An 18021-nucleotide genomic window follows, 5' to 3' on the forward strand; every position below is an offset into this window, starting at 1 on the left:
GATTACTTCACGCAAATCTACCATCATTTCTGTTCTAAATTAATCGTTTTTTCTATGTTACAGCATTTTATGTTAAATAACCTTACATTAAAATCAGGTATCAGCAAAAAAGTCGCGTTTTCTTAACGCAAAAAATAGCCTTAGAAACGACTCTAAGGCTCTTTGTCTATTTACTTATTTAGTGAAATAAAGTTAGGAGACGACGTTATTTTTCTTTTTGTGCAATAAAGTCATCAAAGCCGGCAGCAGCATGCCTCTAACGAGGAATGTATCGATAAGGATGCCTAGCGCCATCATGAAGCCGAAGAGAAATAGCTCCTGAAGCGGCTGAGTCATTAGCACCGCGAACGTCGCAGCGAGAATAATGCCTGCTGACGAGATCACCCCGCCGGTTGATGCGACCGCAAGCTGCACGGCCTTCCGCCATGGATGACGGGCTGCCTCCTCCTGCACTCTTGATACGAGCATGATGTTGTAATCGACGCCAAGCGCAACCATAAATACAAAGCTGTACATCGGCAATCGGTAGCTGATCGTCTCATAGCCAAGCAAGGTGTGGAACACGCCCCAGCTTAAGCCAAGCGTTGCTGCATAGGATAATAAAATCGTGATCATCATAGATAAAGCTAGCTTGATCGAGCCCGTCTGCCAAGCAAGCATAATTAAAATAAGAAGCGTAATGAGTCCGAAAACAACGAGCGTATCCTGCTTGTTCATCGCCCTGACGTCTACCTGCTCAGCCGTTTGGCCGGCGAATTGCAGCGACTGCTGCGCCGGATCGAAGCCGCTGGCACGAAGCAAGGATTCGCTCTCCTTTTGCCAGTGCTCCACAACATCCAATGCTTCTTGATCATAGGGATTTGTTTTCAAAATGAACTGCAGCCGCACCGAATGCTTATCTACCGACAATGCATCGGAAGGAACAGCATCAACCTTGGTCATATCCGGGCTTACGGATGCGACATCGCCTTGCTTTAGCATTTCCTCGGTTAACGAGCGCAGCTTATTGCCAAATGAAGCATCCGATTCAATATCCTTCGCGTTGTTCACCAGCAGCGTGACGGGAGCAAGCTCGCCTGGCGGATAGTGCTGCTCCAGCAGCTCGAATCCTTGGCGGGAGCCCAGCTTCTCCGGAAATGATTTCATCAGATTAAAGGAGAAGCTGACTCCAACGCTGTTGATTGCAGCAAGCAGCAGCAGAACAAGCAAAATGCCCGCAACACGCTTTGGCTTGGTCGTAACGAAATCGCCGATTTTTGTCCACAGGCGGTTGCGATTGTGCTTGCTAACTGGCAGCGGCTGCGCTTTCGGCACGAACGGCCAAAATGCCTTGCGGCCTAGCAGCGCGAACACCGCAGGGACAAGCGTTAGTCCCGCCAGCAAAATAACGGCAACTGCCATCGCAAACACCGGCGCAAACCCGCGGTACGGCTGGAACGTAGCGGCGAACAACGCCAGCATCGCAAGCAGCACCGTTCCTCCGCTGAAGAGGATCGGCTCGGAGACATGCTTCATCGCGGATTCCATCGCCGTATATTTGCTCTGCGTCCCCAACAGCTCCTCGCGATAACGAGAAAATACGAATAAACAATAATCGGTAATAACGGCGAATAATAAAATCATCATAATCGATAGCGATTGCTTATCAATGAGGAACAAGCCTGCTTTGCCCGCAAGCCCGATCAAGCGGTCTACGACGGCATATACAAGTCCTGCCGCCGCAAGCGGAATAATGGCAAGCAGCGGCGACCGGTAGATCGCAACGAGCAAAATAAGAATAAGCATGACCGTAGCAAGCATTAATACGATGTCGGCATTGCGGAAGAGCGTGAGCGTATCAGCGGAGATCGCCGCTGGACCCGTTAGCTCAAGCTGGACATCCGCAGCGCCGGTAAGCTTCCATTTGTCTCTGATCGCATCGAGATCAGCCAGCACTTGATCCGATTCCGTATGCTCCTTAAGCGTAACAGGAAGCAGCAGCGTCGTATGATCTTCGGATAGCAGCTTCTCCTGCGCAGGGGCAGGCATTTTATGAAATGGCATCGCTTTGTCTATATTAGCCGGCTTCGAATCCGAAGAAAGCCATTCGCTAAGCCCCGATATGCTACTCAACTGCTCGGCTGTTAGCGTCTGTTTATTATGGAAAACGAGCAGCGCCGGCAGCCCTTCCGCTGAAGGGAATTGCTCATCCACGAGGTGCTGCGCCTGCTGTGCCGGATTATTGCCGCTGGCACTGCCCTCGCCTGCGCTCACTCCGTATTCCTTCGCACCGGGAGCGGCAAAGCTAAGCGCTATAGCAAGCAGCACCCAGCATAACAAGCTTATTTTGGCCCCTCGCGGGCTGCACACGTATTGAATCACCTTTTGCAATGGCCTAATGTTCATGTTCATGTCCTCCTATTCTGTCCTTCTCCTGCATTATCGAATAGGAACATGAACGAATGATGAACGGAACATTACAAACGCGGAAGCGTGACCGTAACAGTCGTGCCGGCAGCAGGCTGGCTTTGGAAGTGAATCGCGCCTTGATGAAGGGCAACTAATTTATGAACGATGGAGAGCCCAAGGCCGCTGCCTGCCGAAGAATGGCCGCGGGCCTTGTCCGCTTTATAGAAGCGGTCAAATATATGCGGGAGGTCCTCCTCCGCTATTCCAATGCCCGAATCGCGTATCTCGACCGTAATCGCATCCGAATCCGTTAAAGTAATGCCAATCGATTGTCCCGGCTTGGAAAATTTGATGCTATTTACGATCAGGTTCAGCCATACTTCGTGGAGGAGCTGATGATCGGCATGTATAGTCGTGTCAGGCAAGTCAAGCTCCCATTGCAGCTCCTTCTCCATCCACTGCCATTCGAGCGTAATTAAAATATGGCGAATCTGCTCATCCAACCGAAAGGTCGTCTTATTCAGCGGCTTATTTTCCTTATCCAGCGCGGCTAACGTTAGAAGCTGCTTGCTCATAGCCGATAGACGCTTGCTTTCTTTCTCGATGATCGTCAAATAACTCTCCGTCTGCTCCGCCGTCGTCTCCTTATCAAGCACGGCCCGAGCCAGGCCCTGAATCGAGGTAAGCGGAGTTTGGAACTCATGCGAGACGTTGGAGACAAACTCCTGCCGCATCTGGTCAAGCTGCTTGATCTCACGTGTCATGACCGAGAAGTTGCGCGCTAATTCGCCGATTTCATCCTTTCGGGACAGCTGAAGCCCCGCGTCAAAATCACCGGCTACGATTTGTTTTGTCGCTTTCGTCAGAACATTTACCGGCCTCACGATGAGCCGCGACAATATAACGATAAGCACCAAGCTGATCATGAAGGTGAGGCCGATTAATATCGCGGCAATAATGCGAATTTCCCCAATCTGCTGCTGCAGGTCAGGCCGGATAAACAACGCTGCCATGCCCTCCTTCGTCTCGATGGGCAGGCCTGCCGTGTTCAGCAAACTATTTTTAAAATAAGAGAACAGCTGCAGCCGGTCCTTCTGCTCCTCCATGCCGCGGTAAATGGCGCCGCCTATTACAGCTTGGATTTGCTGCTCCGTCAGCTTCCCATGCTTAAAGGGCGAGCCGTATGCTTGTCCCTGCTTATCCGCGCGAGCCAAATAGATTTGAAAGCCAAGCGCCGCGATATGCGTCAAATAAGCGTTCAGATCCATTTGCGGATTTTGCTCATACTGGACCTTAATATTTTGCGCGATATCGATCATTTTTTGTTCGTTGCTGCTTTGCTGGTTATTTTGATAATACAGTCCGGTTAACATCAGCCCCAGAATGCCGCTGATCATAGCGACCATGACAAACGTGAACACAATTCGCACATATAAGGATTTCATCCCTCGCGCACCTCCAGCTTATAGCCAAGCCCGCGAATAGTCGTGATTGTAAAATCATCCTGGTTGTCCGCGAAGCGCTCACGCAGCCGTTTGATATGCACATCGACTGTCCGGCTATCGCCCTTGAAGTCCGCGCTCCAAATGAGCTGAATCAGCTGCTCTCTCGTATAAATGCGCCCCGGATGGCTCGCGAGCTGCGACAGCAGCTCAAATTCCCGCAGCGGCAGCGTAATCAACTCATCGCCTACTTTGATTTCATAGCCTTTGCGGTCGATCGATACATGTCCAAGCCGAATGACCTCAGACGACACAAGGCGATAACGGCGAAGCAAAGCCTTCATTCGGAACAACAGCTCCTTCGGATCAAACGGCTTCGTCAAATAATCGTCGGTCCCGGAATCAAAGCCCTGCTCCTTATCCTCCATCTCCGCTTTAGCCGTGAGCATAATGACGGGGATGTCATAATGCTCTCTTATTTCACGGCATAGCTCAAATCCGTTCATGCCCGGCATCATAATATCCACGACAGCAAGATGAACCTGCTCATTCTCAAGCAGACGGGAGGCAGCTTGTCCATTTTCAGCCTCAAGCACGACATACCCGTCCTTCCCCAATACAAATCGAAGCAGTTCTCGAATCGATGGATCGTCATCAACAATTAATACATGCATTCTCATTGGATGGCTCCAGTCCTGTTATTGATAAAAGAAACACCGGTAAGCGCAAGCGGATACGCTCTCGTTACGGGTGCTTCTGCGCTGATGCTTATTATTAAAGCATAATCTTTATTTATAAATAAAGGTAGCCGCCGCCGACAGTCCCAACGACCGGGTATTCCCGTTCCTCTCCAGCCGCGTCCCACCAAGCATCCCTCACGGAAAGGCCGCGCAAATACTCGAAATCCGGCGTAACGACCAAATCCTGCAAATAGGCCGATATCGTGCTGCCATCCTTACGCATACGATTCAGGGAAGCTATAATATCCTGTCCCGATTCAATGCCAATGCCATGCCCAAAATACAAATTGTCATCCAGCATGACGACGTTCTCGCCTTGCCATTCCGGCGTTTCCGGGTCATGCTCCGGATTTTTGAAATAAAGCACATCGCCGGGATAAGCTTCATTTTTATTATAAGTCGTAACTAAGCGCAGATCGCGGTCATACTGCCAATCCCGAAGAAACAGGTTTTGAAAATACGTATTAAACACCGCTTCGCCGACGGTATCGAGCACCGCCTTGTACAATATAATGATGATTGCGCCTGCGCATTCAAATCCGTATAGATGCCCATTTTCGAAAATATCGTTTATTCCCACCGAAGGCAGTACGCCTCCATTAAGCTGAAAGCCGCCGTTTTCCGTCCGCGTCCAGTACTGCTCATTGCACTTAGAGCCTGCAAAAGTCGCAAAGTTCGCTCCGCCTGCATAGAGCGCTTTGGCCGCTTCTACGATGTGGGTGCGCATTTTCAGCTCAAACTCCAATGCATCGACAGACGGATAGCGATAAACGACCTGACTTTTCTGCTTGGCTTGCAGTATTCTTCTCTCCAGCTCTGTCAGCGTAAGCGGATTAAGTGAAAACGTAGGACTGCCCGAAACAAGTATCACTGTCGTTCTCCTCCCATTATTCGATATTCCATTAGGTTATTGTACGTACGAAAAATTTTTTTGTGAGCAGTGATTGGGCAAAAGCCTGTCCTTTTGCAGCACGCCGCCTTATCTGCAAACCATCTTCTGTTCATGGTCCTGCCATGGTATAATTTGTCGATATCCCCCATAATTGCTCAGAAGGAGCCCATAACGATATGGTTTTTACCGTCTTGAAGCATTTAATCAGCTATTTGCGCGCTTATAAGCCGCTGGCTGCCTTTTTCCTACTCATGCTGGCTCTTGATCTCGCTTTTATATCATTAGCTCCGCTCAGCTTTAAACTGCTCATCGACAAAGCCATCGTGCCTGAGGATATGGACGCCTTTTTCCTTATCTTAATCGTCCTCGCCGTAAGCGGCGTAATTTGCCTTAGCGCCGGCGTATTGAGCGACTATGCGCTCGCCAAGCTGACTGCGCGCGTGCAAAGGGATCTGCGGATGCGATTGTTCGAGCATATGCAGCAGGTCAATATCGGCTTCTTCCAGCAAACGCGCTCAAGCGAGCTTCTCTCCTATTTCTCCGTTGATCTCCCTGCTATCGAAAGAGCGATGAATGTCGTTTTGACTATTGGTCTCCAATCGTTAGCCGTTGTCACGATCAGTACCGCCGTCTTAATCTATTTGCAGTGGAGCATGGCGCTTGCCATTTTGCTTGGCGCCGTCGTTATTTTTGCCGGACCTTATTTGCTGGGCAGCCGAGCGCAGGCGATCAACGCCAGCCACAAGGAACAGTTAGACCATATGACCGGCGATGTGCAGGAAAATATTAAAGCGCAAAAGGTCATCAAAGGCTATAACCTGCAGCAAGCGATGAAAGATAAATTTGCCGACAGGCTGCAAGCGATGTTTCTCATTCATTACCGTAAAAATGTAATAAACGCGCAGCTGGAGAGAATTCCGATGGTCAGCCTGCTGCTCGTCAACCTGTCGATTATCGCATTTGGCTCTTATCTGGCGCTTCGCGGATATATTTCACTGGGCTCTTTGGTTGCCTTCTTCACCATGTATACTTCAATGGGCAATTCGGTCTTCAACCTTACCTTTACGATACCGACCCTAACCGACGCTTCGGTCAGCATCGAGAGAATGGACAAGCTGCTGCTGGCGCCCAAAGAAGCGACAGGAAACATGCCTTTGACAAGCGAGCAGAACAAGCTGCCGGGCATCAGGTTCTCTGGCGTGTCGTTCCGCTATAACGAAGAGCAGGAAGCTTTGAAAAACATCGATCTTCATATCGCGCCCGGTACCACCGCCGCATTCGTAGGCTCCAGCGGCTCCGGCAAAAGCACGCTCGTCCAGCTTGTGTTAGGCTTCTACGAGCCGACGGCCGGCCAATTGGAAATCAACGGCCATCCGATGCAGGACATTAGCCGCAGCTCCTTCCGTGAACGGCTTGGCGTCGTCTTTCAGGAAAACTTCCTCTTTCGCGGAACGATTTTTGAGAACATTCGCATCAGCAAGCCGGAAGCAACCAAGGAAGAAGTGATGGAGGCCGCCAAGAAAGCGGAAATTCATGTTTTCATCATGACTCTCCCAAGCGGCTATGACACCGAGGTATTGGACGAAGGCTCAAACTTCTCCGGCGGGCAGCGGCAGCGGTTAGCAATCGCACGCGCCATCCTCAAAAATCCGCAAATCTTATTGCTCGACGAAGCAACCTCTGCCCTTGACCCGATATCCGAGGCATCCATTAATCGTACGTTTAAGGAGCTTTCTCGCAATCGGACGGTCATTACGGTTACTCATCGCTTGTCCTCCATTACCGGAGCGGATCGTATTTTTGTATTTGATAAGGGCGAGCTTGTCGATAGCGGCACTCATCAGCATATGCTTGAGAGCGGCGGGTATTATAAAGAGCTATGGGATAAACAAAACGGCATGCAGGTATCGGGTAGCGGACAGGAAGCGGATATTGACGAGGAAAGGCTTGCGAAGCTTCCGTTCTTTCAAGGGGTGGATACTGGCATTCTGGAGGAGATTCGCAGCCTGTTTAATACGGAGACGTTTGCCGCCGGCCAGCCCATCATTCATGCGGGCGAGCAGGGGGAGAAATTTTATTTAATTGCTCGCGGCCGAGTGGAGGTATCGCGCCGGAATGCCCAGGCTGAGGACGGCAAGCAGCGGCTTGCTATTTTGGAGGACGGCGATCATTTTGGGGAAATCGCGCTGCTTAACAACGTCCCTCGTACCGCCGATGTAACGGCTATTACATCTTGCGTCTTTCTTACCCTGCAGCGGAAAGGGCTGCATTACGTCCTCTCTAAGCATCCAGAAATGAATGTGCGCGTAAGACAAACGCTGAAAGAACGTAAATAGAAGAACTCATTCCTACACAACTATATGGGGGCTTTCTCTTTGGTCGTTTCTGACCTTATGAGACAGCCCCTTTCTAGCGGCACAAGTATATGGACTCTGCTTCGTTTGAGCGGAATAGAGCTGCTTTCTAGCTCTATTCTCAGCCGGTGGCGGCTTGGGAGCTCATTTGGCGGGAGAACACAGACACTGTTTCACGCATCCTCTAAAAACAAAAAAGAACGCTCCCAAAAGGTCCATCCAGACCTTTCGAGAGCGTTCCTTCTTTGCGTCGAGCGATGAATTTAATTAGGCAATTTCCCTCCGGATGCCCCGGCGCCTCCTGAGCTGTATGGGTCCGAGTATTCCTTGCTCGTCTTCTCCCATACATCCGCATATTCGGGATGCCGCTTGAACTGCGCTAACGCGTAAGTGCACGAAGGGATAATCCGTCTGCCTTTTTCCCTAGCCTCTTCGACAACAAAATCTAACAATTGCCGTCCCAAATCGCGGCCGCGATACGCGCCGTCAACGAACGTATGGTCAATAACCCACGTATCCACGTCAACCATCGAGTACGTGATCTCTCCGATCGTTCCCTTTGCAGTCGTCAGCAAATAGCTGTTGCCCTGCTTTTTGGCCAAAATTTCCTCTTCTACTGCCCCATACATGTCCTTGTCTGTACTCATTGTCGGTCGCACCTCCTAGAACGGTGTAGTCGAAGCCCTCATTGGGCTTAACCTGCTTTCTACTAGTCCTTACCCTAATAGACTTGCGATGAACCGCCTGTCCATAAGCGTTTCTAATCCGTCTAGGAAATTACACCGCAATTTGACCTTGTTTATCAAGCTTAAAATGCTTAACCGATTCCTTAAGATCAACAGAGAGCGTGGATAGCTGTGCAATGGACGCAGAAATTTCCTGCATGGATGCGCTTTGCTGCTGAGCGGCTGCCGCAACCTCTTCCGTACCTGCAGCCTGCTCCTGCGTAATTCCCGAAATTTGCTGCATAGCGCCAGAGATCTGTCCGAAAGAATCGTCCACCTTATCCAGCGCGTGCAGCAGATGATCCGTATGCTCGTAGAAGTGCGAGACGCCGCTGTGAATGTCTTTAAAGTTGTCGTATGTGCCCGTAATCCACGATAAGCCCTGATCGGCCGCGTTGCTGCCTTCTGATATGCGTTCTATGACTAGCCTGCTGTTAGCCTGCGTGCTGGAAATGAGCTCTGTTATGGATAGCGCAGCCTCGGCGGATTGAGCGGCCAGCTTCTTCACTTCACCCGCTACAACCGCAAACCCACGCCCGACTTCTCCTGCACGGGCCGCCTCAATCGAAGCATTTAAAGCCAGCAGATTTGTCTGAGAGGAAATGTCGGAGATGATCGTAATAATCTCGCTTATTTCCTTGGAGCGCTCATCAAGCATTGCTGCCGCTTCTTGCGAATGGGTCATCGCATCCTTAATAAGATTCATTTGCTTTAACGTATGCTCGACTAAATTTTGCCCTTGCTCCGATTGCTCTTGCACCTGGGCCGCAATGCTTTGCATATCCTTCATGCCGCCCGATACGCTTTTGATTTCGGAATCGATATCGAGAATGGTCGTATTGCTGTTGGACACACTGATGACAATATGGTTGATGCCGTCGCTCATTCGGTTCGTAGAATCCGCTACCTGTGCTGCACTGTTCGTCGATTCACCCGCAGACTGGTGCAGATGCTGGCTAGTATCTGCTATTAGAGTGGAGGATGAAGTCACCTGATGAATAAGACCCTTTAGACTTGTAATCATGGAGTCAAAGGAACCCGCCAGCTTCCCGATTTCATCCCGGCTAGCGACAGAGATCGTCGTCTGCAAATCGCCTTTAGCGATTTTTTCCGTAGCAATCATCAGTTTACGTAATGGGTTCGTTATAATTTTGCTGATTACGATGGCCAAGACACTGCCCACAACAAACATCATTATCGTTATGATGAGGGAGGTAACCTTTGCTGAGGAAGTCGTTTTCGGAACGATTGAGGCATCCAAGTCAATCCCAAGAATTCCGTAAGCCTCGCTCTTCTGGTTAGTGAGCGGAACAAAAATCGATTTGTGCGTGCCATACTCGTCCTTATAGATCGGGCTAATGACAGGCTGATTTGCACTTACGGCTTCTTTCATCTCATTCGTAAAAGGATAAGGCGTTCCAAAATCATCAGGTACGCCAGATAAAATCAGAATACGTTCCTTTTGCTGACTATTTGACAAGACATAAATATTTTCCAAACTATGCTCTACTTTTAAATTTTCAAATGCCGCTTTGACTTTCGTGTAGTTAGGATCCTCTGCACTCGCTATTTCCATATCTGTGCCGGGTATCGCTGCAAAAGCATCCGAGGCGATTTGAATGTCGGTCTGGAGGCGTTTATCGAATTGGTCGACTAAGCTTTCCGTGAGATTCTGATTTACGACATAACCCGAAAAAGCAAAGGCAATACATGTAATGAGCTGCAAAATAAAAATATTGAATGCGATTTTTACAGAGAGATGCTCTTTAAACCATGCAAAATTAATGATAGATTTCTTCATGGACAATACCCCCAGGATGTAATCGCCGATATGCTGTGTAAGTTTCCTGCACTTTCTGCTTTAAGTAGCTAACGATTTCTTCGACATGCTCTTTTTGCGTATAAGGAGAGATGACAAATAGCTTGGATGCGAACAGGGCGAGACGTTTTCCGTCCGACGTTGGGACATAGAGATGTTTCTTCGTATCGCCAAAAAACATTTTCCCTCTCTCTTTTCCCAATATTTCAAAAAGGATTTCGTTCAGCTCATTGGTGTGGGCAATTTGTTCATAGGACTGCTGCCCGCTTAGCTCGCTTTTATAGCCATTGGAACCGTCGCTATAGATTCGGAACAGAGTGATAATACCCGGATTGTCCGCATTAACGATAACGGCTTCAGGAATTTCGCGAGCCAAAGCAAGGCGGAACGTATGGTTGACCTCGACAAATTGAGCCAAAAGCCGTTGATACCCTTCGACGCCAAACGCTAACAAGGCGCTGTATATGCTGATAGAGCTGCCCATTCTTGAGCATTCGAGCGTATAGCTGGTATGGTACTGGCCATATCCGCGATGCCCCACGTACGGAGTCTCGTCCGGGTCCAAATCCACAAGCTTCAAATCGGCAGCATTTTTCACCAAAAACAAGCTTGTCGAATAAGGCGTCTGCCCCAGCTTCTGAAAGTCAAAGCAAAGTGAATCGGCTAGATGCAGATGCTTCATTCGGCTTTGGATTTCTTGCAGACTAGCCGACACACCCTGAGAGAAAGAGAGCGGATTGCCAATAAAATCATAATCATTAAAAAAGGCAAAAAATCCGCCAAGAGCAGAATCGGCATGAATATGCGGACGTGGAACATCATATTCGTTAGCAAGCTGTTCAGCCGCTCCGGCAATTTCATCAAGGTTGTCTATGCCCATTGCATCGGTTGTTCCCGTAGTTGCGACTATAAAGATAGGAATGCCTCCGGATTGAATAACCTTCTCCATTTTTCCCTTTAAATCGGCGACATTCATCGAGCTGTCCTCATTCGTTTTTACTTTAATGAGGTTGTCGCTGCCAAGACCGGTCGCTTCCATCGATTTATATAAACTGTAGTGTGCCGCTTCGGAACAAAACGAATATACATGCTTAGGCACTCCGCTCTTGGAAGCGGCAGCAGAGTTCTTGTTGATAGCTAGCCGCAGCGCGGTGAATATAGCCCCTTGTCCGCCCCAGGTCGTATATCCTCCGCTTACGGAAGCGTTATATCCAACAAGCTTAGACATCATCGTAACAACCTTGACCTCAGCCTCAGCGCCAGCTGGCCCGTATACATCCCAAAGATTGTTGCCGTTTACCAAAAATGCGGCGATCATGCCAAGCACGCCAGGTATGCTTGCCATCGGTAAAATGTTCGTAAGAAAATACTTCGTATGATAAGGGTGAGCGTAAAGAAGTTTCAGAAGCTCTTTGTTCACGTCTTGAAGCGGTTGGCCCGTACGGGGAATGCGACTTTCGTTTACCAAATCACTGTAAAAAGAAGGTCCTCTTTCTTTTTGACCTTTCAGATAAACCGATTCTGGATCTTTTAACTCATCTACGCCTGTTACAAGCTGAGTAAATAGTTCTAGCAACTTATTACGTTGCTCCAAGCTGCCATCATCACTAGGGAAAAGATTGCGAATATCAGATCCAATGCTTTTATCCATGAACGATCCCTCTTCTCTCTCCTATCTCTAAAATCTCTCCATAGATACACTCTACGGAAAAATAGGCATAGAAAAAAAAGATACCGGCTATATATATTCATAGCTATACCGTTTGCTTCGGTTGCAACTGGCTGACATTTCTCGGTTAAGAAGTAGTCCCTATAGCTTTGCGTCACCGCTTTTCAGAGGTTTTGCCTGATATTCTATTTTTAAAATGCATATTTATTCCATAGATAATATTGGCAATCACTGGATTGATTTAGAAACATTCTACTATTTTCCATTTATAAGATCAACACCTTTATCTTAATCTTCATCATAATTCATCACGATTCGACACAAAAAAATCTATTATTTCGTTGCACCCATCGTTAACTGTCGATAAATGAAATAAATATTGGATATTATTAAGTTAAAGCGATTACATTTATAGTGAAAAAAACGGCCATGATCAGTGACTGGCCATGGCCGCTTACTCTGTTTCTCAACGCTGTTTAATCAGCTGGCTTGCGCAGTGTAAAGAGGCTGATACAGCCCCATAGGATAAAGCAAAGCAATGCTGCCATAATAGCAGCTTGTACGCCAAGCAGCTTATATCCGGCAATGGCGGACCACAGGAGCATAGGGAGCAGCAGCAGCCAAAAGCGTGAAATGACCGCCCCTCTCCTAGCGCTTCCAGACGTCCATGGGAACTGTACGATAAACGCTTCCGCGAACCACTGCTTCCATTGGAGCTGAAGCCACGCCGCGCCAAGCAGCGATAACGCTGCCACAAGGAACAGCGCAACCGGTCCCGGCACTAGCGAGACGGCCACTGTTGATGCGGATATAAAACTAAGCCAGACCCTGAGGTTGGTCATGCCTCGCAAAAACGCCTTTAGTCTCAGCTCTGCGAGGACAGTTCCTGAGTCCGATTTGCGGAACAAGCGCTGGGACCTGCGGAAGAGAAACGGACTTTTCAGGCGCACGAGCGGCTTCGCTTCAATGACCTGGCTCATGAGCAGTTCCGTGCTGCGCAGGCGCGTCTCGCTCTCCTGCTTCACCTCTGCTTCAAAGTTAATGGGCGACCGCAAGCCAAATCGCGTCATAACGAGCAAGGCAACAATGCCAGCGCCAAGGGATATGCCGAGCAGCCTTGTATCGTAAGTCCATGCCAGCATCGGAGTGATGTAGAAGGCTATGAAAAGAAGCAAGGTCATCAATTGAGCCGACCGCTTGCGCCAACCGACCAGCTTGCCTTGGAGCATATGAATGCCAATAGCCAGTATCATGCCGGTTACGATGGTATAGCAATAAGCTAGAACAAGCTGCAGTCCCGTTAATCCTTCTGCCTTTAACAAAAATGGCAGCAAGAGAAGAAACGGCAATCCGATTACAACGAACTTAACCGCCAGCGTATATCCGAATCCGCATCGTTTTAGCGTCCGAAGCCATTCCGGCCGCTGCAGCAAAAACAATCGGTCGGCGCTCTCAACGAATATGCGGATCTGCCCGGAGAGCAACAGAAGAAGAAGCAAAATAGGATAAAACTTTGCCCATGGCAGGCTCAATGCCCATTTCGGCATTTCCAGCAAAATCTCCCTATACAATCCTCCGCCAATGAACAAGCCCGGTATAACCAAATAGAGCCAAACCGACCAGTCGAGCACGCTATTCCAAACCCGGAGCTGCTCTTTCCCATTCTTTTTCAAGCGAATCCAGAAGAGCTGCCTTGGTGTAAGCATCACATTCAGCCCCTTTAAGTCAATGCGTGAAAGCACTCGAACAAAGTCGCATCCGCTGCGCATCCCGCGTCTTGCCTAACCTGTCCAAGCGTACCCCGTGCAACGACAGATCCTTTGTTAATGAGGACAAACGCATTACAAATCCGCTCTGCGGCGTCAAGGACATGAGTCGACATGAGCACGCCTGCACCGCGCGCCCGTTCGCCATCAAGCAGCGTTAAAAAATCCGTCGTAGCTCTCGGGTCAAGGCCGACAAACGGTTCATCGACGATATAAATGTCCGGTTCAAGCAGAAAAGCGATGATGAGCATCAGCTTTTGCTGCATTCCCTTGGAGAAATGCGTCGGATAATGATGCTTCTCCCCAGTCAAACGGAATTGCTCCAGCAGCTCCTCCGCTTTGGCAGCAAACGCCTTCTCCTCGATTCCGAACGCCGATGCTGCCAAATGCAAATGCTCCCACAGCGTAAAATAGTCATAAAACACCGGCTGCTCCGGCACATAGGCGTACCGTTTATTTTGACCGCCGATCTCGATTTCGCCCCTTACGTATGCCATTAAACCAAGAATCGTCTTGATCGTCGTACTTTTGCCCGCTCCGTTAGGCCCAATTAAGCCCACCAGCTCGCCTGGCGCTACTTCGAGCTTAATGCTGCGTATAGTGGGCTTGCCTTCCTCATAGCCCGCTTCCGAAATAGCGACGCGCAGCGCATAATCAGGTTTTCCCGAACTATCCATATGTAAATAACCGCCTCTCCTGACGCACTCTATAGATCATCTACGAATAGTGTTCCCAGAAAGTTCCATTCACGACCATGAAGTGCAAACAGCCCCGTCTCAAGAAGAGGCAGGGCTGCATTGCTGCTTATATGAACCGGCTAATTGCCCGGCATGAATGGATCTATTTTTGCAATAAGCCCGCTTCAATTAAACCGTTCCGAATACCCTGCTCATCCACGTGCGTCGTCACAAAATCAGCAAATGGAAGCAGCTCCGGGTGAGAGTTGCCCATCGCTATGCCGAAACCAACCGTCTCCAGCATCTCTTTGTCGTTCAGCCCATCGCCAAATGCGACCGCATCCGCCGTAGTAAGGCCAAGCTTATCCAGCAGCGCTTCGATGCCTTGCGCCTTCGATCCGCCTGCCGGCAGAACATCAATAGCTTGCGGGTGCCAGCGAATAAGCTTTAATTCCGAATGCAGCCCGTCGTACAAATGCTCCTCATGGCTCTCGCAGTGGAGAAATACTTGATAAATGCCATCCGTCTTCCAAAATTCAGGATTATAGCCCGGCAGATCAACCTTTAGCGAATTAACCGATTCGATAATAAAAGGATGATCCTCTTTGTCCGCGAAATAGTTATGCTCGCCTTCAAAAACGAGTCCGTGATTATGCTCTGCTGCTACCTTAACGAGCGCCTCCAAGCGGCTTTTCTCAATTTCACGCCTGTATAGCGGGGTTCCTTTATATACAACATAACCGCCATTTAGGCAAACGAACGATTCAATTCCCAGCTGTTCAGCGAGCGGCTTAATAAAGTATGGCGCTCTTCCTGTAGCGATAACCGGCTCAACGCCGCTTTCCTTCAGCTCTGCAATTGCCTTGATCGTATCTGCCGGTATTTCCTTATGCTCATTGATCAACGTTCCATCGATGTCAAAAAAAACGATTTTATAGCTCATTCTGTCTTCTCTCCTATCCGATGTCGCAGACGTATGCCGCCTGTCCTTTTTATACAGTATAAAGAATCAGGGACTTAAAAGGAATCATTCCTCATCGAACGAACGAAAAAAAGGACCGTCCCTCAAGGTCATCGCCTCTTGGAACAGCCCTATTATGGTTATCCTTATGCTTACCAGCCAAAATCCAAGTTTTTGCCTGTCTCGATAAAGGTTTTCAAATTGTTTAGAATCATCCACCACTGGCTATCGACTGTCTCCAGCCCCGGATGGTTTTCTGTAAATGCATGATTGATTACCGTAAGTCTCGTTGTTGCCCCGACCTCTTCTAGCTTGAAGGTGATCGTAGATTCCAGCTCCGCATGGTTCTCCCTGTAAGAAGGCCCCGGATGCTCCAAATAGCTCAGTATTTTATTCGGCTCATATGCTAAAATAGTACCGTAGATGTGAACGGTCTCGTCACCATCAGCACCCGGGCCAACATACCGGTAGGAAGATCCTACTTCAAAGGTAGAATCGATGACGCAGCCAAAAAAAGTTTGGCGCGTTCCTTCCGGCGATACAAATGCATTCCATACCTTCTCCGGTGATGCTCCGATATAAAACTCATATTTAAACTCCATGACATACACTCCTTTTCTGAATCCATATAGGGTTTGCTTTGTGCTCAATAGGCGCTTCCATACGTAGTATAACGCCATTCGAATAGCTAGTATTGTAAAAACGCGACAAAATGACCAATAGGAGTGATTCATTGATGAACGCAACGGACCAAAAGCGCAGTATGGGGATTTTGCAGATGAACGAGGGCGAGAAAAAATTTCAGCTTTCCCGTTATACTCCCTCTGAGCCTCTTCGCCACTTCATTAAACACTATTGGGTCGTTAGCTGGAATTTGGAAGGCGAGCCGCCTTATTTGCAGGATGTTGTTCCGAACCCATGCGTCAATATGGTTATGGAGGATCATAGAAGCGGCATCTATGGCGTAGCCAGCCGGATGTATACGAAGAAAATTGAAGGCAAGGGACAAGTATTCGGCGTTAAATTCCAACCCGGCGGCTTCTATCCCTTTGTTCTATCGCCGCTCTCCAGCCTTACGGATCAGGCTCTTTCCGTTGAAGCTGTATTTGGCACCGACGCTGCCCGCTATGAGCAGGAGCTCCATTCCACGACCGATATAGCCCGCAAAATCGCGCTTACGGAAGCCCTGTTCCTAAGTTGCCTTCCTGAGAATGATGATGCAATTACGCATATCAACCAAATCATAACGCGCATCCAGGAGGATCGCGAACTGACTAAAGTAGAGCAAATATGCGAATTGTTCGCCATAAACAAAAGAAAGCTTCAGCGCTTATTTAATCAGTACGTCGGGATAAGCCCCAAATGGGTCATCAAGCTGTACCGATTACAAAACGCCGCTGAAGCTATAGATACAGGCAGCCACCACGATCCGCTTAAGCTGTCTGCCGATCTCGGGTATTACGATCAATCGCATTTCATAAAGGATTTCAAATCCATTATCGGCAAAACGCCGGACGTGTATGCGAAACCCGCGGCTTTATAGCAAACCAATCGCTTCTTGACGACAGACGGAAGCATCCTGTATATTGATAGAAATCAGTTAAATAAGTACGGCTTACGATGGAAGCACCCGTAAGAGATGGCGTATGACGCCTATCTTGCAGGTGCTTTTTTTGCGTTGTTTGCCTATAAAAAAAGGAGGCTTCACTCATTATGCGCTTTAGTTCAAGGTTTGCCGCATTATCGATTGCCCTCACGCTTCTGCTCTCGCTTGTTCATCCTTCCGTCTATGCTGCCGCTTCATTCGAGTTTAGCGTTACCGTCAAAACCGCCTTTGACAAAATGAAAGGAGCTTCGGACAAAACGACCGCAGCCAAGCTGACGACACAGTACGCAGAACTGCAAACCACACAGAAGCTGGCGTTGGATTGGGACTCTAAAATAAGCAAGCTGCGTTTTCAAAACGAAGAGGCCATCCTTGCAACGCGCAAACGAATAAAAGAATTAGACGCGGATAAGCTGCTGAAGCTTGAGGCTGCCGTCACACAGGTAAAAAAGAAATATGAGCCTTTATTTAGAATGTATGACTCATTAAATCAGCAGCTAAGCATCGCCAAATCATTTAAGGATAAGACCATTGTTAATGTGCTCAAGCCACAGGTCGAAACGACCAAAGCAGCCGTTCAGCTTGCCAAGCTCGATATCCGCAGCAAGGAAGCCGCGCTTAAGAACGGGAAAGCAAGCACGGCTAACACGATAAAAAAGCTGCGCGAGCAACTCAGCCATATCGACCCCATCAAGATAAAGATTAAAGCTTCCAACAGCTCCGTTAGCCACACAAAAAAACAGTTCGCCGCGGAAGCATCTATTTTAAAGCAAGTAGTCAGAAAGGGTGACGCGACAGCGACGCAAAGCTCCTTCATACGATTGCTCGCCTATATGCAGCAAATCATCGGCTTTAAACAAAATACGTACGCGTATGAACAGCAGGCGATGGCCATCATTGCCAAGGTCGATGCGCAAATCGCCTCCTCCTTGAAATAAACACGGCAAAAAAAGCGCGTCTCGGCAACCGAACGCGCTTCTGC

General features: G+C 48.8%; 14 protein-coding genes and 1 riboswitch. Of the genes, 3 read left to right on the forward strand and 11 right to left on the reverse strand.

The window, feature by feature from the left end; genetic code table 11:
* Window positions 1–192: 192 nt before the first annotated feature.
* From ADU23_RS07025 to ADU23_RS07040, 4 genes are all read right to left on the reverse strand, one after another.
* Window positions 193–2385, reverse strand: a complete 2193-nt coding sequence (locus tag ADU23_RS07025; RefSeq protein WP_063845959.1) for an MMPL family transporter — start codon at window positions 2383–2385, stop codon at window positions 193–195.
* Between the two features lie 71 nt (window positions 2386–2456).
* Window positions 2457–3833: a sensor histidine kinase gene (locus ADU23_RS07030; RefSeq protein WP_053373093.1), complete on the reverse strand. Its 1377-nt coding sequence runs from the start codon at window positions 3831–3833 to the stop codon at window positions 2457–2459.
* On the reverse strand, window positions 3830–4510 hold the full coding sequence (locus tag ADU23_RS07035; protein WP_053373094.1) for a response regulator transcription factor: 681 nt from the start codon (window positions 4508–4510) through the stop codon (window positions 3830–3832). Before ADU23_RS07035 ends, ADU23_RS07030 begins: the two co-directional genes overlap by 4 nt.
* A gap of 112 nt (window positions 4511–4622) precedes the next feature.
* The gene (locus tag ADU23_RS07040; RefSeq protein ID WP_053373095.1) at window positions 4623–5441 is read right to left on the reverse strand and encodes a protein-glutamine gamma-glutamyltransferase; all 819 of its coding nucleotides are present in this window, start codon (window positions 5439–5441) and stop codon (window positions 4623–4625) included.
* 197 nt (window positions 5442–5638) lie between these two features.
* On the opposite strand from ADU23_RS07040, the gene ADU23_RS07045 reads away from it, so the two are divergent.
* Complete coding sequence (locus ADU23_RS07045) at window positions 5639–7798, forward strand: ABC transporter transmembrane domain-containing protein (RefSeq protein WP_053373096.1); 2160 nt, start codon at window positions 5639–5641, stop codon at window positions 7796–7798.
* A 281-nt stretch (window positions 7799–8079) separates the two neighbouring features.
* On the opposite strand, the gene ADU23_RS07050 is transcribed toward ADU23_RS07045, so the two are convergent.
* The 7 genes from ADU23_RS07050 to ADU23_RS07080 form a co-directional block, all read right to left on the reverse strand.
* A complete protein-coding gene (locus ADU23_RS07050) occupies window positions 8080–8463 on the reverse strand; it encodes a GNAT family N-acetyltransferase (RefSeq protein ID WP_053373097.1) in 384 nt (127 codons plus the stop codon).
* Between the two features lie 130 nt (window positions 8464–8593).
* Window positions 8594–10342, reverse strand: coding sequence for a methyl-accepting chemotaxis protein (locus tag ADU23_RS07055; RefSeq protein ID WP_053373098.1), 1749 nt, complete (start codon window positions 10340–10342; stop codon window positions 8594–8596).
* Window positions 10323–12011, reverse strand: a complete 1689-nt coding sequence (locus ADU23_RS07060; RefSeq protein WP_053373099.1) for a pyridoxal phosphate-dependent decarboxylase family protein — start codon at window positions 12009–12011, stop codon at window positions 10323–10325. The genes ADU23_RS07055 and ADU23_RS07060 overlap by 20 nt, the downstream gene beginning before the upstream one ends.
* A gap of 119 nt (window positions 12012–12130) precedes the next feature.
* A riboswitch (cyclic di-GMP riboswitch) is annotated at window positions 12131–12217 on the reverse strand.
* Window positions 12218–12505: 288 nt separating this feature from the next.
* Complete coding sequence (locus tag ADU23_RS07065; protein WP_053373100.1) at window positions 12506–13735, reverse strand: ABC transporter permease; 1230 nt, start codon at window positions 13733–13735, stop codon at window positions 12506–12508.
* 14 nt (window positions 13736–13749) lie between these two features.
* Window positions 13750–14472, reverse strand: coding sequence for an ABC transporter ATP-binding protein (locus tag ADU23_RS07070; protein WP_053373101.1), 723 nt, complete (start codon window positions 14470–14472; stop codon window positions 13750–13752).
* Between the two features lie 163 nt (window positions 14473–14635).
* Window positions 14636–15415, reverse strand: a complete 780-nt coding sequence (locus ADU23_RS07075) for a Cof-type HAD-IIB family hydrolase (protein WP_053373102.1) — start codon at window positions 15413–15415, stop codon at window positions 14636–14638.
* Between the two features lie 170 nt (window positions 15416–15585).
* Window positions 15586–16035, reverse strand: a complete 450-nt coding sequence (locus ADU23_RS07080) for an SRPBCC family protein (RefSeq protein WP_053373103.1) — start codon at window positions 16033–16035, stop codon at window positions 15586–15588.
* Between the two features lie 134 nt (window positions 16036–16169).
* Between ADU23_RS07080 and ADU23_RS07085 the strand changes: the two genes are divergently transcribed.
* Window positions 16170–16976, forward strand: a complete 807-nt coding sequence (locus ADU23_RS07085; protein WP_053373104.1) for a helix-turn-helix domain-containing protein — start codon at window positions 16170–16172, stop codon at window positions 16974–16976.
* Window positions 16977–17146: 170 nt separating this feature from the next.
* Complete coding sequence (locus tag ADU23_RS07090) at window positions 17147–17977, forward strand: hypothetical protein (RefSeq protein ID WP_053373105.1); 831 nt, start codon at window positions 17147–17149, stop codon at window positions 17975–17977.
* Window positions 17978–18021 lie beyond the last annotated feature (44 nt).

It is taken from the genome of Paenibacillus sp. FJAT-27812, from assembly GCF_001273905.1.
Taxonomy (GTDB): Bacteria; Bacillota; Bacilli; order Paenibacillales; family Paenibacillaceae; genus Pristimantibacillus.